At 55.6% G+C, this 18,214-nt stretch carries 14 protein-coding genes; 4 read left to right on the top strand and 10 right to left on the bottom strand.

Annotation, left to right across the window (positions count from 1 at the left end):
• The first annotated feature begins 354 nt into the window (after positions 1-354).
• A complete protein-coding gene (locus ABHV46_RS13180; RefSeq protein ID WP_438381822.1) occupies positions 355-2,706 on the top strand; it encodes a hypothetical protein in 2,352 nt (783 codons plus the stop codon).
• A gap of 118 nt (positions 2,707-2,824) precedes the next feature.
• Positions 2,825-3,220 carry a type II toxin-antitoxin system HicB family antitoxin gene (locus tag ABHV46_RS13175; protein WP_438381821.1) on the top strand — a complete coding sequence of 132 codons (396 nt, stop codon included), beginning with the start codon at positions 2,825-2,827 and terminating at the stop codon, positions 3,218-3,220.
• 1,361 nt (positions 3,221-4,581) lie between these two features.
• On the opposite strand, the gene ABHV46_RS13170 is transcribed toward ABHV46_RS13175, so the two are convergent.
• Positions 4,582-6,147: a Hint domain-containing protein gene (locus tag ABHV46_RS13170; RefSeq protein ID WP_438381820.1), complete on the bottom strand. Its 1,566-nt coding sequence runs from the start codon at positions 6,145-6,147 to the stop codon at positions 4,582-4,584.
• A gap of 1,085 nt (positions 6,148-7,232) precedes the next feature.
• Here ABHV46_RS13170 and ABHV46_RS13165 point away from each other — a divergent pair.
• Entirely contained in the window at positions 7,233-7,778 is a 546-nt protein-coding gene (locus ABHV46_RS13165; RefSeq protein WP_438381819.1) for a TetR/AcrR family transcriptional regulator, read from the top strand.
• 113 nt (positions 7,779-7,891) lie between these two features.
• Here the strand turns inward: ABHV46_RS13165 and ABHV46_RS13160 are convergent, their stop codons facing one another.
• The 8 genes from ABHV46_RS13160 to ABHV46_RS13125 form a co-directional block, all read right to left on the bottom strand.
• Complete coding sequence (locus ABHV46_RS13160) at positions 7,892-8,266, bottom strand: GlcG/HbpS family heme-binding protein (RefSeq protein ID WP_438381818.1); 375 nt, start codon at positions 8,264-8,266, stop codon at positions 7,892-7,894.
• A gap of 99 nt (positions 8,267-8,365) precedes the next feature.
• Entirely contained in the window at positions 8,366-8,632 is a 267-nt protein-coding gene (locus ABHV46_RS13155; RefSeq protein ID WP_438381817.1) for a hypothetical protein, read from the bottom strand.
• Positions 8,629-8,985 (bottom strand): hypothetical protein, encoded by a 357-nt coding sequence (locus tag ABHV46_RS13150; RefSeq protein WP_438381815.1) that lies wholly within the window; start codon positions 8,983-8,985, stop codon positions 8,629-8,631. The genes ABHV46_RS13155 and ABHV46_RS13150 overlap by 4 nt, the downstream gene beginning before the upstream one ends.
• Positions 8,986-9,137: 152 nt before the next feature.
• Complete coding sequence (locus ABHV46_RS13145) at positions 9,138-9,452, bottom strand: DMT family transporter (protein WP_438381814.1); 315 nt, start codon at positions 9,450-9,452, stop codon at positions 9,138-9,140.
• A 348-nt stretch (positions 9,453-9,800) separates the two neighbouring features.
• The gene (locus tag ABHV46_RS13140) at positions 9,801-11,240 is read right to left on the bottom strand and encodes a glycoside hydrolase family 32 protein (protein ID WP_438381813.1); all 1,440 of its coding nucleotides are present in this window, start codon (positions 11,238-11,240) and stop codon (positions 9,801-9,803) included.
• An 847-nt stretch (positions 11,241-12,087) separates the two neighbouring features.
• Complete coding sequence (locus ABHV46_RS13135) at positions 12,088-13,506, bottom strand: DUF2252 domain-containing protein (protein WP_438381812.1); 1,419 nt, start codon at positions 13,504-13,506, stop codon at positions 12,088-12,090.
• A 206-nt stretch (positions 13,507-13,712) separates the two neighbouring features.
• On the bottom strand, positions 13,713-14,951 hold the full coding sequence (locus tag ABHV46_RS13130) for an SLC13 family permease (RefSeq protein WP_438381811.1): 1,239 nt from the start codon (positions 14,949-14,951) through the stop codon (positions 13,713-13,715).
• A 12-nt stretch (positions 14,952-14,963) separates the two neighbouring features.
• Positions 14,964-16,241: an MFS transporter gene (locus ABHV46_RS13125; protein WP_438381810.1), complete on the bottom strand. Its 1,278-nt coding sequence runs from the start codon at positions 16,239-16,241 to the stop codon at positions 14,964-14,966.
• Positions 16,242-16,563: 322 nt separating this feature from the next.
• Here ABHV46_RS13125 and ABHV46_RS13120 point away from each other — a divergent pair, with 322 nt between their 5' ends.
• Complete coding sequence (locus ABHV46_RS13120; protein WP_438381808.1) at positions 16,564-16,809, top strand: hypothetical protein; 246 nt, start codon at positions 16,564-16,566, stop codon at positions 16,807-16,809.
• A 66-nt stretch (positions 16,810-16,875) separates the two neighbouring features.
• Here ABHV46_RS13120 and ABHV46_RS13115 read toward each other — a convergent pair whose 3' ends face one another.
• Positions 16,876-18,204, bottom strand: coding sequence for a lipopolysaccharide biosynthesis protein (locus tag ABHV46_RS13115; RefSeq protein WP_438381807.1), 1,329 nt, complete (start codon positions 18,202-18,204; stop codon positions 16,876-16,878).
• Positions 18,205-18,214 lie beyond the last annotated feature (10 nt).

The following is an 18,214-nucleotide window of genomic DNA, read 5'->3' as shown; positions in this document are numbered from 1 at the left end:
CCGATGCACTATGTGCCGTGCCCGGCCCTCGTGCCCTACTCGACGGCAGACCAGGCGGCGCTCGCTGCATAGATCCAGGCTAACCCGCAGTCCCAGACAATCCGCTGGATCGGCGACTATATCGGCCTGCGTGATCAGGTACGAGCGTGTGAGAAGTAACGTAAAAAATGCGATTCTACAAATTGTGACAAGGAGGAAAATATAGGAACTTGCTCCATGCATCAAATAAAATTAGATTTTATCTAAAATTACCTATGTTTAAGTTCTATTATTAATAGAAATAACGAAAAGGTTATTTGACCACATTATAACCAATAAATTTCTATTGCATAGATAATTTTGGGGGGCGTTTTTATGTCCGAATATCAATTTTTTCTTGCATCCCGTCATGCTGACATTCTGACTGCGTCTACAGGAAAGGATGATCTCATCAGTCCCGCCGGGGGCGCTATATCAGGCTATAATGCCAACGCAACCGCGATTCCTGCTGCAACTTCTACGAAAGATCAGGGAGGGCTTTTGCCCAAACAGGGAAGTGGGCGCGTCGAGAAACAGCTGGTCGCGCATCTGGCACAGAGTAGCGATGTCAAGATGCTCACCGCACAGATGTCGAGACAGTCCTACGCGATCAGTAATCAAGAAACCACGCTCACTGCTGCGCAGGAAGCAATAGACGTGCTACCTCAGTCTGGCAGGCAGACAGACCAGCAACTCGCGCATAAAATTGCAGCGATCCAGGCGTCGCCCGTAGACAAGGTGACAAATCTGCCGAAGATGCAATTTCTGACTGACGACACCGCGCTGAAGACGAGCACACTCGCCGGTGTTAGCCGAGTGACAACACCCGTTATAAAAGACCAAGCTCCAAATTCTGAAGCCTCCAATCCTGTGACCATGCTAAGCAGTGACGTTGCCAAGCCGATAGCTCGTTCTGAGGACGCTATGCTTATTGGCGAGCAACGAATTTTTACTCTTTTTTCAACAACCGAAGCTCGTAGCGACGACGTAAAAAACCAACTCCAAAACCTGATCCCGTCTATTATGGGTCACCCCTACATACCCGAGTATAATCAGGCGTGGCTTGATGGCACGGCCAATGCGATTGAGGCTGGAAATTATAGTATCAGCCAGGCCCGGCAGGATCTTGCTCACTGCCCAGAAGCTCTGGATACCCTCCAAAACATGATCCCGTCTATTATGGGTCACCCCTACATGCCCGAGTATAATCAGGCGTGGCTTGATGGCACGGCCAATGCGATTGGGGCTGGAAATTATAGTATCAGCCAGGCCCGGCAGGATCTTGCTCACTGCCCAGAAGCTCTGGATACCCTCCAAAATCTGATCCCGTCTATTATGGGTCACCCCTACATGCCCGAGTATAATCAGGCGTGGCGTGATGGCACGGCCAATGCGATTGGGGCTGGAAATTATAGTATCAGCCAGGCCCGTCAGGATCTTGCTCACTGCCCAGAAGCTCTGGATACCCTCCAAAATCTGATCCCGTCTATTATGGGTCACCCCTACATGCCCGAGTATAATCAGGCGTGGCGTGATGGCACGGCTAATGCGATTGGGGCTGGAAATTATAGTATCAGCCAGGCCCGTCAGGATCTTGCTTACTGCCCAGAAGCGCATGACGTGCTTCAGAATGTCGGGGCGACCGTTCTGGGTCGTGCACTTACCCAAACCGAGATATCCAGCTATCAAACCGAGCTTGCAAATGGAAAAAGCCTGAACGATCTGAGAAATAACCATTTTGCAACGACCGTGAGCAGTATCTTCTCAGATCCGAGCCTTGATGGTCCCAATCTCGCGATGAATACGCAAGGGGTTGTGAATGGGCAGATTCAGTATAGTGACAAGCACTCCACGCTTAATGGAGGATCCTCTCCTGACTGGGGCGTCATCCAATGGCGAGGGCAGTCGGCACTCAATCCTGAGGCCGGGACTTCATCCCAAGTCTGGGACAAAAAGTACGGCAATTCCATAGGGCACTGGACGCAAGGGTCAGCGAATTCCATGGCAGGAAAAACTGATTATAATGTTTTCCGTGACCCCAAGAACGGACATTATGTCTACCAAATGGCAGCTCAAGGTGGAAACCTCCTCGATGTCCAGCTCTCCACTTTAGGTTCTGTCGATAATCAGTACTCGTTTAGTCACCAGATCACAGCTTCTTTCAATCAGGGAATAAGTGACTATCACGGAAACACGGGATCTTATCAGGCAGGCATCAACTTCACCATAAATTATCATAGTAATAATCTAAATTTTGGTATTTTTCTGCAGTTCGTATCAATCGATTCGGTCGGACAGCCGCAAGCATATATCAGTTTACCTAAATCTCTTGGCGGTTCAATTTATAATTTCTCCGGATCTCAGGCTGACTACATAAACCCCACGCTTCCGTCTAATGACGGCGTGATGTACTCAACAACGATTAATCTTAATCAGGGCTTAATGGCCGCCATTAAAGCTATAGTTGGTTTGTATCCACAATATTCCGAGATCGAGAACTTGAATAATTGGTACTTGAATGGCTCTTATATAGGCGTCGAAAGCACGAATGGCACAGGAAGTTCATCAGATGTCACCGGAAAATATAATGTAGAAGACCTGAAAATTACCTACGATAAGTCAAAATATGTTTCTTACTCTGATAGATCCACCACTGCACCGATAATGTCGATGCAAAAATTGGCATGAAAGCTCAACGGCAAAATGTGATCTGCACTGCCGACTCATCAAGCGGGACCAGTTTGAGCGGCTGCTTATAGTCGAGCCGGACAGCCGGGCTGAAATAGCCCGGCAACGGAGGAGACCAGTGAACTACCCAATCGTTATCGAGACAGGCTCGGAAACCCAGGCGTTCGGCGTGATCGTGCCTGATCTGCCCGGCTGTTTCTCGGCGTGCGATACCTTCGATGAGGCCGTGAGCGGCGCTGCGGAGGCCATCACGCTATGGATTGAGGACGCCATCGAAAACGGCCAGAGCGTACCGCGCCCTTCCCCGCTCGACCAGCTTAGGGCTGATAGCGAGTGGAGCGGGCCGGGCTGGATCTGGGGCTTTGCAGCCGTCAATCCGGCGCTCTTCGATGAGTCGGCCGAGCGGATCAATATCACCCTGCCCCGCCGCATTCTGGCTCGCCTGGACAGGCGTGCCAGGGAAGAAAACGAGACGCGATCGGGCATGATCGCCCGGCTTGCTCTGACGGCTTGACGGCTAGACGCCTGCTCAAAAGGGTTAGACAATGGCTTGGCTAACCCTTTGATTTTCTCTCGTCCTCCTGAGCAAGTTAGACATAGTATCTTATTGTTTTAATTGAAAAATAGCTTTCCTTTCGGGTCCGCCACTATCATCGAATATTTCCATTTATTAGTGGCTTAGCGTGTATCGCGCTTTGCGAGCCCTCAATAATATCGATGTCAGGTTAGGCATTTTGATCTTGTTTTTATAAGGCTTCGTGAATTGCAGGAGCCGCGTCCGACTTTTGTGAAAGCTGTCTCAGCAGCAAGCCTCCTGGCGGGGTCAGCCAGTGGCGCCTGTGGAGGCCAGATACTGCTCAGAGATATAGCGCGCACTCTCTGCGACTGAAGATAGGTTGGCACGGCAAGAAATCGGCTCACCATCCGAACAGATGTCAGTGGCTAGCTTTATCAATTGGAGCCGCCTTCGCTATTAACGAACCGGGACGCCTTGAGAGCTTCGTCCATCGGATCGCCTTTGGGCGCTCACTGGTGGACCTTCATCTTACTCATTTTTTAGACATGGCGAAAGTTGACGAGACTGAGCGCGATCCTTTTTTCACGCGTAGCTAAGCCGATTGCCGCAGCGAGGAAGGCTGTATCCCGCGCCTCGGAAGCGTCCGCCGAGGATACGACAATGCCGCTTCATCGACCTGCGCCACAGCAGTATCATACGCGGCACATTTTTCAGTCAATTCGCCCCTGAGCGTTGCATATCGCACTTTTCTCCGGCGCCTTCGTCATGAGGCGATGGCATAGCGCATTACTTCCGCGAATTCTGAGCAGATTCTGTGAAGAGAGTGGATGTGCGCGGCACATACCGGCGACAGAGCGAATAGCGGGAGCAAAAACGGCCTTCTCCTTGTGTAACCGTTGCAGACCGCGACCTGATGACTGCCGCGAGGGCAATTAAATCATTGCTCCCTGATCCCCCCATTCTGACGGGACGCAACGTTGGAATACTGTCCACGCAAGGCATTCTACAATCGCTGAAAACACTGAGGCGCCAGAGGAGTCTCTATCCTCGTGATGAGCGGTAGCTTGCTGGAGAGGCATGCTCCACACGAGTGTGAGTGATGTGCCTCATCACGGGGCACACAAGCTTGTCGCGGGCCTGCTGCCACAGAAAGGAAGCCAGGTCGTTTGATCGGTCGCGTCAAAGATGGTGAAGTACGAAGCTGCCTATGCTCCTCGATCAGCACCGAGAGCCGCCGAACTCTCACGATTGCGGGGCAAATCAGATATCCTGCTGGCGCTGCTATCCTGACGGAATGTCTTCCAGCAGCGCCAGAGCTGTCTGATTATCAGGGGTATGACGCCTAACGGCTCAGCGAATTACGGCAGGGCGCAACCCGTTACGACAGACGGATCCACCGTCTTCTTCTCCGCCATTTGCCCCGCAGTAATCGTCAGGTTCTGGCTGTGTGCCCTCTGCCTGATATACGGCCCCCCGGCGACGATCTGCAATGCGAGGGACGCATTTCCAGAACAATCTTGCCTATCAAGGGGGAGCGCAGCCGAGCCCGTCGTCCAGCGTGCCTGTTGGCTCTCACCCTCGTGCCATCCAGAGAGAAATTTCTCACTCAAGTGAGTGGTGATTTGCGTCGTTTCTGTCGGGCTGAACAACGTAATCCGGCCAATCAACACGCCAAGCCTCCGCCTGTCATCAACGTAAGGTCCAAATACATCGCAAGGCCGTGAGACCCGGGAATGTATTACTAACGACGTTACACCTGATGGAATGGAAAAAATCGCATAGTCTTCGCGCTTTCTGCTAGGCCAGATTATAAGACCCGCATCAGTTTCGAGGCAAAGCTCGGGATCCGCAGTCAGATAGTTGGACTGCTGAACATTTTCCTTTATGAGCCGTTCAGATCGTCGGGCCAGTACTGCGTGGAGCGGTTCGACCACGGCCCGATCGGTCACCAGCCGTACCACCGCATCCGATGACCAGTTGAGAGGTCTGATCGGGACGACGACGCCGCCACTCTGGCTTGTGAATCCATGCCTGTTACCTGTGTCGAGGTAGCTTTCAGTTTTCAGGTCGTTAGCCCAGATAATAGAATGTTGTTGCGTCTCTATATGGTAGAATTCATATTCTTTTACTCTCTTATCGAAATATATACTCCTGCCGTTAACCAGCATACGTGCAGGGACAAGCAGATTATCGAAAAAGATGCTGTGTTCGCCTGTGACGTGAAGATCCTGTGATGGAATGCCGTCAGAAATCGCATCCTTACAGATGCATATCGGCCAGCCTGCTTCATCATCCGGGATTGAAGGAATGACCGAAGCAAACCCTTTGCCTATCCAAGTGACAGGACGGATTTCCTCTCTCTGGTCGGCTACATCCCAAACGCAGACCTCGTCACCGACGCGTAGCGACTCGATTGTAACAGCGCCTTGAGGAGTTCGTATTTCACTTCCCGCAAGAAAGCATATTATGCCTTTATAACTTATCTTTTCCCCGTAAGTCAGGTTACGGACTTCGGTTTTTCCGTTCGCCGGCAAGTTGAAAGGATTTCCGATATAGAGAATACGATAAGTAGTGGTAAAACCCTTGGAGGACCGCGCTGATACCTCCACGGTCGTTAAACCGGTGGCAGAATTGTAGCCGGTGCTGACGGTTGTCGGGGTTGTGGTCTGGCCCACGAACTCGTATCCGAGAATGGGAGCATCGGTCCCGTTGCTGTCACCCGGGTTCACGAAAAAGACAAACGTCAGATCTTTCGTCGCTGAGGGCGTCGGGACGGTTATCCGAATCCAACCGCCTCCACCGCTGATATCAACTCGCGTAAAGACGTCGTCTTTTGCTTGAGTGGGCGCGGGTCGAACGTCTAGAACGTCGACATTTTTGAGTGTATATGCGCCGCCTGTTTGGCTCCAATCTATCAACGCCATTTCGCTTCTCCGCACGCGAATTCAAAGAGATATGTGGATTTCCTTTGCATCCAATAAGCTGTCGAATAACCGTAAACGAATACATTAGACCCAAAGTTGGCGCTCCAATAGTTTCATTGGGAACGCTATATTTAGGCGAATATTTTCTTTTGTTATTTACAAAACTCCTGCCACATACAGTGGCAGGACAACTATTGGCTATGGAGATTTTATAAAATACGATCGTATTGGAAATCAATGCGATTCTGTGCTTCGAAAGAGAGACTGCAAAAATCTCCCAGCCGCGGGATTACTAAAAAAAGAATAAGTAACTGAATATAAGGCGTTTTTTGTTTTTTTATTCTCTGACGAGAAGTTAATTTCAAAATATGACAGGTTTATCCAGTACTGTACTGATACCCGCTCAATCATGAATCTAAAGGCATCGCAGCATCGGACCCGAGAATCGAATCTTTTAAGCCTCAAAAAAAGCCCCCGGTCGGCAGATCTTTTTTCAAAAACATGAGCAACTCTTCCATGCCCGGTCAGTCCGGGAGCCCCGGTTCGAGGTTCTGCAATCCGGGTGCGAGGAACCGCCAGACGACCTTTGCCAGACCATGTCGGCAGTCTTCTGACGCAGCCAGAACGGCTTGGAGTGATAATTCACCCAAAGAGAGTTCGCCCCTCACCAGTCAGGAGACCTGTTGCTCAGCCGCGAAGCTGAGGCCAGAGTCTGGCAGCAAGGTCGGCTTAACCGCAAAGGCAGATCATATCAGGATCTGACGGACCCACGTCACAGATGCCACTAGCAGAGAAAAAATACTAAAGCACCAAATTCGTGTAAATTACCATAATATACAATAAAACCCCCTCTGATTTCAGATGGTTGTTTATAATAATACAATATATATTCCGCAAATTTCTTGATATAATTCTAGATGTTTTTTTCGCGATAGCCTGTATCCACGGGGCTATCGATAAAACTGCAGTGCCATCTTTTGAATATCTGCTGTAAAGTGGTTGTTAGAAAGAGGCATGACAATCCGAGCGCAATTGCACAAAAAATGCGCAAAATTAAGATCGTAAATTGTTAATGAGGTATAATCGTGGGCCGTCAAAAAACAATAGATAGAAACGAGGTAATAGACGCTGCGGAAAGAGTAATAACCATGCAAGGCGTTGGTAATTTTTCTATTGGTGCGGTTGTGAAAGAGGCGGGCATCTCAAAAGGCGGCGTGCAATCCTGCTTCAAAACGAAAGAGGAGTTAATCTCCGCTTTGGTTGCGAAATGGTTCTCTATCGAAGAGACCGCCTACGATCTTGCCGCAAAGGATTGTAATGACGTGGCAGGCAGAATCCGGGCACATGTGGCGATTTCCAGGGATTTGATTGCATTACCAGAGAGCAAAAGATGTGCAGTTCTTGCTGGTCTGCTGGCGCAGGATCAAAATAAGGGGCCTGCCAAAGACTGGTACAGAAAAAGATATGATAATTTTATTGCCGAATCTTCCGAAGACAGAAGGGCGCGCGTAGCCTTCATAGCAAGTGAAGGCATGTTCTACCTGAAATTTCTGGGCTTATTCGATTTCGGTTCTGACGAATGGGACGATATATTCGACGACATCCAGAAAGTAGCGGATGGCCGTCTGTGATGCGCTCCCTGTCGTTGAGCCGGAGCCCAAGGGGGCTTGAAAGCAAGGTGAGACAGGCCCCGACGAAAACGTTCAGCGGCTCTTCTGCGAACTATCGCGGCAACTCAGCCTTCCTACAGAACAGCCGCTTCGGCAAGCCTTGCATCTGTCTCGCCTTCGCCGCCGCTTAGGCCGAGTGCACCGATGACCGTGCCATTCATGACAATCGGCACGCCGCCGCCTGCGGGGAGCATGTTGGGTAGGGTAGCGATCATCGTTTTCCCTGCGTGGAGTGCCGTTTCCATCGCTTCGGTAGGGCGCAGGAACAGGGCCGAAGTTCTGGCTTTGAGAAGCGCCAGCTCGATGCTGCCGAGCTGGGTGCCGTCATCTTTCTTGAACGCGACCAAGTGACCACCTGAATCGACGACGGCCACAGCGACACCTACCCCGCGTTCCCGGGCCAGATGGAGCGCCTTGTCGATATAGGTCAGGGCCATGGTGAGCTGCATGGAGAATCTCTCTGAGTGAAAACCACAGAGAGTGTAGCGCCAAAGCTCCGACTCTCCGAGCGGGGCGAGATTAAAACTGTCTACAAACTTCGGGCTTTGTCAGTGATGCAAAAAACCCATGCCCGTCTGCAAGGCGGTCCGGGCAATTTCGGGCCAGATGCCGCTCCCGGAAGGACCGCCGCCGGCCCTGCCCTGCTGAGCGCCGGTTGACTGGCCCGGATCGTCAGATGTTCCCGCGCCGACATCCATATCAGGCTGGGTGCGCGGGGCGCAGCCCGCCAGCATCAGGCCTAGACAGACACAGAGTATCAGGCGTCGATATGCTGCCGTCACTGGGTGCAACCGCCTTGTGTGGGGGCGGTTCATCGCTCTTCCGGCCCGCCATAAGGGGGCGGTGGCGGCGGACGGCATCCATGACGATGCGAGCCGTTTCCGCCCGGCTCCGGTGGCGGACCACGCCGCTCGTCACCATCGGGCGGTGGCGGGGGGCCTTCGTCGCCACCTCGTGGTGGTGGTGGCGGACGGTCTCCCGGCGGAGGGCGTCTGCAACGCTGCTGTGCATCCTCGCCCTGTGACGGCACCCCTTCGACGGCGCTGACCGTCGGGGACGACGTATAGACCTGCCCGTTATAGACCGTAGCGCTCTGAGCCAGAGCCGCGCCGGACCACGATGCGTAAAGGAATAGAGAAAGAGCGGATATCGTGATCCGGCGTGTCATTGGTTGGCGCGACCCCGTCTGGAAGATTGTGAGTCTTCTCCTATGACAGGGACGGTCGATCCGCACGAGGAACGAAGGGAAAGGGACTGTAACGGATCTTCGACAACCATCGCGGGCAAGGACGGCCGTGCGAGAAATCCTGCGACCTATGGTCAGGTCGCCCATTTCATCAGCACGACACCGGAGAGAATCAGCAGCGCCGCCAGACCGCGTGCCGGGCTGAGCGCCTCACCGAGAAACGCTACCCCGATCAGGAACGCACCAAGCGCGCCGATACCGGTCCAGATCATATAGGCTGTGCCAAGGGGAAGGGTTTTCATGGCCCAGGCAAGCAACGCCACACTGATGACCATACCGAGCACGGTCACGACACTGGGCATAAAACGGGTAAAACCCGCCGACTGCTTCATGGCAGCGGCCCAGACGATTTCACTCAAACCTGCAAGAAGAAGCGCGATCCACGCCATGGTGGCCTCCAGAACTCGGGTTCCGCCGGGCCGTCCCGGTCTTGACTCTCCGCTGGAGGCAGGAACGTCGTCGCTGCTTCGCCATTCTAGCGCGTAGGGCATGGAATTTCAATCAAGCGCCGTTGTCCGGCTGAGAATAGGGAAATAAGCGCTCTTCTCTCAGGCCGCGATAGCAATGCAAAATGTGACAAAGCGCCGGGCTGCATGTCAGCCGAAACACAGCCCGGCGCCCCTGCCCGCAGGAACTGACGCCAGGAGCTGACGCCGCTAACGGGCGCCAGTTCCTGCGGCGGTCAGAGACTTACCGCGCATCGCTCTTTCTTAGCGGAGCGTGCAGGAGAAAGAGGCTTACAGGGTCTCGCGGCACATCGTCTTATCAAGCGTGTAAAGTTCGAGGCTGTCGATCGTCACACCCAGCCCTTCGGCGGTGAGGCGGAGCATATCCAGCGGCTTGGCCGGATAGACGAGCGCCGTAGCCGTCTCGAGATGCTCGTTGGCGAACACCTCGAAAGCACAGCCATCGAGGAAGAGATGCAGATCGAGACTGCGGGTGTTGGGATAAAACGCCGTGTTGATCGGCGCGGCAAAACGCCCCGTATAGAACGGATGATCGAAACCGCGCAGCTTGCTGCGGTCGAGCCAGATCTGCGTGCTGGACACGTCGTAGCCGACCGAGAGTTTTTCACCCTGATCATTGGCGAAGGCGAGTTCGAAGCGATTGAATTGCGGGCCAGACCCGGTCGGGTCGATCTGACGCGCTTCGTCGACTGTCAGGCGAATGACCAGTTCGATCGCCTTGCCGACGGGCAGGGCGATGTCGCGATGGGTATTCTGAGGGAGATAAGCCGCTTTCTCGCACAACAGGGTACGACGCAGCTTTTCGACACCCACCGGCATCTGAACCAGACGCGCATAGCCATTGGGGTCGTGACGCAGGGACAGGCTGCGCGGCAGAGACATGGCGCCGCGCCAGTCGCGGGTCGGCAGCTCCTGGCAATATTGCCAGTTGCCCATCCAAGCGAGAGTAACCGCCTCACCCGGTTGCAGGCCGCTATAGACCTGCATGGCATAAGCATCCTTGGCGAAGTCGGTCAGGCGCAGGATGGCATCGGAGGGCGTGAAAACCGCACCATCGAAATCACCGATGAAATACTGCGTGACACTGCCGCCCATCGGGCTGCCGGGGTTGATCGACACAAACAGCACCCAGCGCAGCGCGCCGCTCTCGTCCCTGATCTGGATGAGATTGGGGCATTCGTAATTGACGGTCGGCAGACCGGCAGGGCCGAAATTGCTGAGATGCGTCCAGTGGATCAGATCGGTCGAGCCGTAAAAACCGATCTGATGCTTCTCGACCTCGGCAAGCGCCATGACCCATTTGCGCGTCGGCTCGTGATAAAGCACCTGCGGATCGCGAAAATTCGGGCTGTCGATATTCAGAACCGGGTTGCCCGGATATTCCTCGAAGCTCTGGCCGTTATTGGTGCTAATGGCCAGATACTGGCTCTGCCTCGTTGGCAGCGAACGGGTATAGAGCGCGGCGATATTGGTGCCATGCGCATTGGGGAAAAGCCCCGAACTGTTATCGCGGTCGAGCACGGCGCAGCCCGTATACGCCTGACCGTCGATCGTATCCGGCACGGCGATCGGCTGGTCTTTCCAGGTCAGCAGATCGGTGCTGATCGCATGACCCCAGCAGATATTGGCCGAATAGGCCGCGTCGGGGTTGTGCTGATAATAAAGATGATATTGCGCCCCATCAAAAATGAGGCCGTTGGGATCATTCATGAATCCCGCTGGAGGGGTGAAATGGACTGAGGGCCGATACTGACGGCTCGTTTTGGAGAAAACGCAGTCGTTTTTCTTTTCAGTCATTTTTTTCCAGGCGTTTGTGAAAATTGTCTCTTCAAATCGCGCCGGATTGCTCCGAACGCCGCCATTCTATAGTGGCAAGATGCCAAAATGTCAAGAATACGCTTCGCAATTTCGCTCAATGAGCGGTCGATCTCCGAGCTTTACGACTGATAAGAGAGAACTGGCGATGAATTGCGCGAGCGATTAGCCGTCAGCCCGTATTGCTCCGGAAAATGAATGAGAATGACAACGAAACGAGCGAAATTTTTTCATCAAACTGGTCGTTCTGGAAGGCGCTCTGACTTTTGCCTCTCCTACAACAAGCTTCTCTTTCGATCTTTACACCGCTCCACTCTTCTTCATCTCGCCTCTTTTGTCTCTGGCGAGCCTAAATATGAAGCATCGCGGCGATCTTTTCTCGATGGGCACGATCGCGCCGGAGGATCTGCCTTAAATCGCCACACTCCTGCTACGGCTTCTCTTCGCCAACGGGATGATTTGCGCAGGGTACGATTCTGTTTTCTGGCGACATTTTATTCTGACGAAATTTTTTCGATCCCCCATCGAGCGAATAACAGCTTGCAGGAAACTGTACCGAGCGTCTTCGTCGTGACGGGAGGCCTGTGCTGGGCCTCTTGCGCTTCGCGATGCCATGGGACGAAAAGGCAGATCCTTCTGTTGCCTCTCCTTTGTCTGGGAGTATCAAGCCTGAGCCTGTTTGCGCCGACGGTCTTCGCTTTTTTCGTCATTGACCCCTGGCTTGGCTGACCGTTCTCCGAACTTACGATTTCCCGGACTGAGCGACGGGCAGGACGCCTTTATCGATCGCTTCGTTGAAGGCTTTCCAGTCTTTCTTCGTCTGCTCGGCGTAGGCCTGCGAGAACGCGACAATCGCCTCGGCAAAACTGTCGCTCGACCCGAGATAACCGGCGATCAGCGCCACATCGCCCGAGCGCGCATGGGCGCGGGCCAGAGCGCGACCGCAGAGAGCTGCATAGTCATCGAGCCCTTCCTGCGCGACATCGGCGCCGATGGCTGCAAGGCGGCTGTCCTTGAGGCGCCGCACGTAGAACTGGCGGTTTGCACCGTCGAGTTTCCTGACAGGGCGGTCCGAACTCGCGGCATCGCTATGCGTCCAGCCGAGAAAAATGTCTGAACTCGCCTGCATCAGCCGCTGGCCCATCACCACCCGCTGGCCCTGATTGTCATAGCGCGGCCCGGCAAGATGAGAGGCCAGAACCGATTCCTGCGCTTCCTTGATCTGAAGCAGCAGCGTCTCGCCATCGGGCGTCGCGAACAGACCGATGGCGCAATAGGTGCCAACACTCCCGACACCTACGACCTTGAACAGAATGTCGCGTAGCCTGTAGCGCGACAACAATACGGCACGCTCAGGAGGCTGGGTGGCAACATAGCGGGCAAAGGCCTCACGAATGGTCTCATCGCGTGCAGGCAGGCGCATGACCAGCGGCGGCTTGACCTTCAGCTTGGGCACGTTCTTGTCGAACGACACCAGACCGAAATGGTCGCGGGCGCTCTCCAGCCGGGCCTCCAGCCGGACGCTGATACCCTTGCGCGTATGCTTGTCCGAAAACCCGTCGATGGCAGCGGCGAGATCGATCCGGTCGGACCAGATCTCGAGCGGGCTCATCGGGGCAAGACGGGCCATTTCATGCTGATAGGTCTTGGCCATGGTCAGGGTATTCTGCCGCGCCTGCTTGTCCGATGCTCCGCTTTCCAGACTGGAGAGAATGAACGATGTGCCCAGGCGCTTAAGGTCCCACTCGAACGGCGCGGGATAGGTCTCATCGAAATCATTGATATCGAAAACCGCAATCCCTTCTGCCGAGGCATAGCTGCCGAAATTCGCCAGATGGCAATCGCCGCAACTCTGCACGACAGGCCCGGTCGCTGGCGCATTGGCCAGATCGGCGGCCATGACCACGGCGCTGCCCCGCAGGAACGCAAAGGGCGAGGCGCGCATGCGCTCGTAACGTATCGGCAGCAGATCCTGAATGCGGCTCTCACCCTGTTTCACCAGTAACGAAACGGGATCGACACGGTCGGGTGCAGGCGCCCAGTCCGCATGGGCGCTGCGTTGGGTCTGCTTGCGTAGTTCCTGCCCGCGGTCATGACGCTCCTGCCGTGTCTCAAGAGACGGGCTTGCCATGCCGGAAGCAGAAAAAGAGAGTTCAGCCATAAGCGTCGAGCCTCAGGACAAGGGATTGAGAACAGGTCAGCATGACAAACGGGGGGTCGCTAGAAGCACGGCAGGAAGGCGATTTTCAGATCCCGACCGGGAAAAGGCTTCCGCCTGCATCATGGGGGCAGACACGGCCCCATTTGACATAGTGTGACACAAATACCCTATAGGCCGATTTTCTCGGAATGGCGAATAAACGGCTCCTACACCATCAGAACCAGCAGGGAGGCCGCAAGCGCCGGGAGGGTCAACACCGCGCCATAGCGCATGAAACGCCCATAGCTGATGTCGAGCCCATGCTTGCGCAGGATGATCAGCCACAGCACCGTTGCCAGCGAGCCGCTGAGCGTCAGATTTGGCCCCAGATCGACACCAATCAGCAGTGCATCCTGCAAGGTGGGGCCATGGGGCGCCAGCACGGGGGCGAGTTGTGCAGCGAGCAGGCCGGAAGGCAGGTTATTGATCACATTACTCAGCAGCCCGAAACCGAACCCCGTGACCAGAATAGCCGTCGCGCCATGGCCGTAAGACAGAATGAACGTGGCCAGCCTCTGGATGACACCGCTCTGCTCAACCGCCGAAACCAGCACGAACAGGCTCGCCACCAGCGGAAAGACAGACCAGGAAATCTCGGCCAGCGCCGGGAGGGGCGACCGACGGCGCAGAAGCGTCACGGCCACACCGAGCCCTGCCCCGCTCAGCGCTGTCGCCCAGCCCAGCGGCCCGTGCAGAAAGGAAACGAGCGTTAGAAGGACGATCACCCCGAAAAGCGCCAGCGCGGTAAACCGCGCCACCGGGTCGAGGCTCGGCAGAGCGTGAGAGCCGGTGAAACGACAATCGATCTCGCGTCGCACCAAAGCGTAAAGCAGGACAAAACTCACGCCGACAGCCAGACAAGAAGGCACGAAGAACCGTCCGAGCCAGGGCAGCAGGCTGGGCGGTGCGCCCCCGTAAAGCACCAGATTGGCCGGATTGCTGATAGGCAGCAGAAAGCTCGCCGCATTGGCGACGAAAGCGCAAGCCAGCAGAGAAGGAAACGCATCGGTCTCGGCCTTCTGTGCCACAGCAATGACAGGAGGGGTGAGAAGGATGATCGTGGCGTCATTCGACAGAAAAGCTGTGGTGACGATCGCGACCACGAAAATAATCAGAAACAGGCGCCGCCCCGAACCTTGCGCATGAATTAGCGCCGAGGCCGCGAGCCAGTCGAAGAGCTTCTCCTGACGGGCCACTTCGCTCAGGATCATCATCCCGAAAAGGAAGAGATAGACCTCCTCACCCGAGGCGATTGCCTTTCTGGCAGTGTGCCAGCTGCATAATCCGAGGATCGGCACCATCAGGGCAGCGAGAGAGGTCCAGAGCGCCTCGGGCAATTGCCAAGGCCGAAAAAGCAGCCCGACAATCGCGAAAGCGCAAAGACCCCAGAGACTATACTCGATCATCCAACGCTGCCCTTATACCGCCTGCGGCGCGTCCGACGACGGGTCGTCTGCATTTCTCGTTTCGGGCATGAGGCTCAGGAAAAAAACGAAAGCCATCACGGCGATGACGGTCAGGGACAGAAAACCGACACGATAGCCTTGGTACTGCACCACATAGCCTCCGATCAGATTACTGAGCCCGCCGCCGATGCCCACGGCAAGGGCCACCATGCCCTGCAGGAAGTTGAAGCGCCCGGTACCCTCTGTCAGGTCGGAAGCGATGATAATGGCAATTACGCCGAAAATTCCCGCGGCGATGCCGTCCAGTATCTGGATCGCGACAATGGCGTAGGGTGCATGAAACCAGGCGAAAAGCAGGCCGCGCATCGGCAGGATGGCGAAAGCGATCAGAAAGATCGGCTTGCGTCCCACCCCGTGGGCCATGGCCCGGCCGACGCCCCAGGCGACGATCATCATCACGAATTGGGCGACAATGACGCAGGCGCTGAGTGTGACGGCCTCCGCGCCCGGGTGACTCTGCGCCATGACCTGCGCTGCGAAAGGCAGCATGGCCGCATTGCCGAGGTGAAAGAGAATGATGGCGCCCAGAAATACCCAGACCGGGCGCTGCGAGACCAGACGCCCGATCGCCATGGGCGGCTCGTTGGTATCGTCTTCGCTCCCTCGCGCGATCTTCTGATCGATTTCCGAAGGGCGGATCATCAGCAGCCCGCAGGCGCTGGCGATAGCCGAGCCGCAGACGAGATAGAAAATCCAGTTCAACCCGATATATTGCCCGCAGGCCCCGGCCAGAATGGCCGAAACGAACGACCCGCAATGATTGATACCCTGATTGCGGCTGATACGTCCGGGCAGACGTCTGCGCCCTACCAGACCGAGCGAGATTGCCGCCAGTGCGGGGGGAATGACCGCCGCCGCCGCCCCCATCATGATCTGCGCGGCAAGAACAGGCGCCATGCCCGACATCGAAACGATCAGAAGGCAGGCAAGCGCCGTGACAAGCGCCGATGCAGCGACCAGAGCGCGCTTGTGGATGCTCGCATCGACAAGCAGGCCTGCCGGTATCTGACACAGGGCAGCAGCAAACCCCGACATCGCCATGGCCATGCCAATCGGTCCGGCCTGCCAGTGACGCGCACTGGAAAGATAGACAGTCAGATAGGGGCCTACCCCGCCCTGCACATCGGCCAGAAAGAAATTCGTGGCGTCGAGCCCGGTAATGCTGCTGGCAGAGGGGCTCTTTCCCGACCCTGCGTCGTTTTTCTGCCTTTCTGCCTGCGAGAGAGTCACGCCTCCACTCCCTGCATTACTTTCTGGCTGATCATAAAAAGGTCGTTCCTTGTTCGGATAATCGAGAAATCGCCCAATCCCTGCGCATAGAATGCGTCTTTCACAGAGGAAGTCAGGGTCACGAGCGAGAAAGCGGGCAGATCGACGCAACGCGTTCAGAAACAGCATTGAAGAGCGACGCAGAAACGTGCTTGCGTGGCAGGGCGTTCCTTCAGGCGACGGAACGTTTCTCGTGTTTTATGCGGCGCAGCGCCGTCCGGCCCAAAGCACGGCCATACCGGATCGCAGGACGCCCCGGTTTCAGGGTAGATGGAGAAAGAGAGTGACCCGATTGATCCGTATGACGGCCTGGCTCGTCTGCTCTGTTTTCGCTGTGATCGGGCTCGCCAAACCCTATTTCCCGGCTCATGTCGGGCTTTTCGCCTCCCCCGACGGGCATTGGGCGTTCGGGATCATAAAGGATACGCAGGGTAGTGTCGAAATGCTTGGGGTCTTCGTCACACCGATCGCCCTGGGCGTGGCGGCCCTTCTGCTTCTGACACTCGACCGGGACCCTGCCCATTCGTGAGAACTGTCGGGAGGCTGATTTGCCTGACTTGAGCTGGCCCCACCCGTGAAACGCCATCTTTCGGGTTCAGGCCTCGCCGTATTTCGCCGCATGACGTGGCGAGATCCAGCGCGCTGCCAGCACGAGACAGATGACGAAGATCATGATCGAGCAGGCCACGCTGGCCAGAGCCGCCCCCGTCACCCCGCATAGCGCCATCAGCCCGGCGAGGATCGCAAAATAAAGAGTGATCACTACCAGACGGTATTTGAGAATAATGGCCAGACGCCCCATCACCGTCAGAAGCGTTTCGAGCGGAATGATGCAGACTTCGAGTAGGGCGCTGAACACCATGAGCAGGATGATTGGCATCTCATTGGCAAAGCTGTCATGCAGCATCAGATGCAGAATGGCCTTGCCGCCGAACAGCGCAACCAGCACGGCAAGCGCAGAGAACCCGATAATGACCAGAGCCAGCCTGCGCGCAACATGGCGCAATGCGCTCCAGTTCTGGCTGTCTCTGAACCGCACGAATTCAGGATAGAGGCTCGGGATCATCATCTGCGCAGGTTTGGCGAGGCCATCGCAAATCTGTTTCGTCACGCGATAGATTGCGACATCGCGTGCGCCCAGCATGGCACCGATGATCAGCGTGCCACCCTGTCTGAACAGCGCATCGAGAATTTGGTTGATGCTGACCCGGATCGTAAAGCCCCAGATGCCGAGCGTCTCCGACGGCGTCAGAAAGGAGGAAACAAGCCCTATCTCTCCGCCCATATGCCGACGCAACAGCACGAGGCCGCCAAGGCTGGTCAGGACAAAGAGGGCAAATTGGTGCAAGAACCAGATGAACAGAAAGAATTCGAGCGGCGCGTGGCATAGATAGCCGACGAGATAACCAAGGGTCCGCACGCAGGTCGAACCGAAATCGAACAGGGCTGCCAGCCCGAAGCGATTGCACAACCTGATGACGCCGGTAGACCAGCCCGTATTCATGAAGGCGACCGTCAGCATCATCCAGCTCGCATCGCGCTTGACCGGGTCAGACCAGCCCAGAAAATGCGTGCCTGTCAGGGCGATCACGATCACACCCCCAACGAGCCCGATTGCCGCGCTGATCATGTCCGAACGGATGCAATAACCGAGGATGGGCATGAAGCGACGCCTGTCACGCGCCTCGAACGACGCGGTACCGTAATGAAGCAGGGTCTGCCACGATTGCAGATGCGTCATGTCGGAAACCAGCGTCACAAAGGTCGTGATGAGCAGGAGTACACCGAACGTCTTGAGCCCGAGCGCATGTACGGCCCATGCCACATAGGCAAAGCTGCACAGCGCGTTGATGATCCGGCTGGAAATCAGAAATCCGGTATTGCTGAAAATGCGGTGCAGCGCCGAGCGTTGTTCAGAGGCCATGGGGCGGCAA

It is taken from the genome of Asaia sp. BMEF1 (assembly GCF_051628905.1).
GTDB lineage: Bacteria > Pseudomonadota > Alphaproteobacteria > Acetobacterales > Acetobacteraceae > Asaia.
The sequence above is the reverse complement of the archived record's forward strand: the minus strand, read 5'-3'. Positions and strand labels throughout refer to the sequence as shown.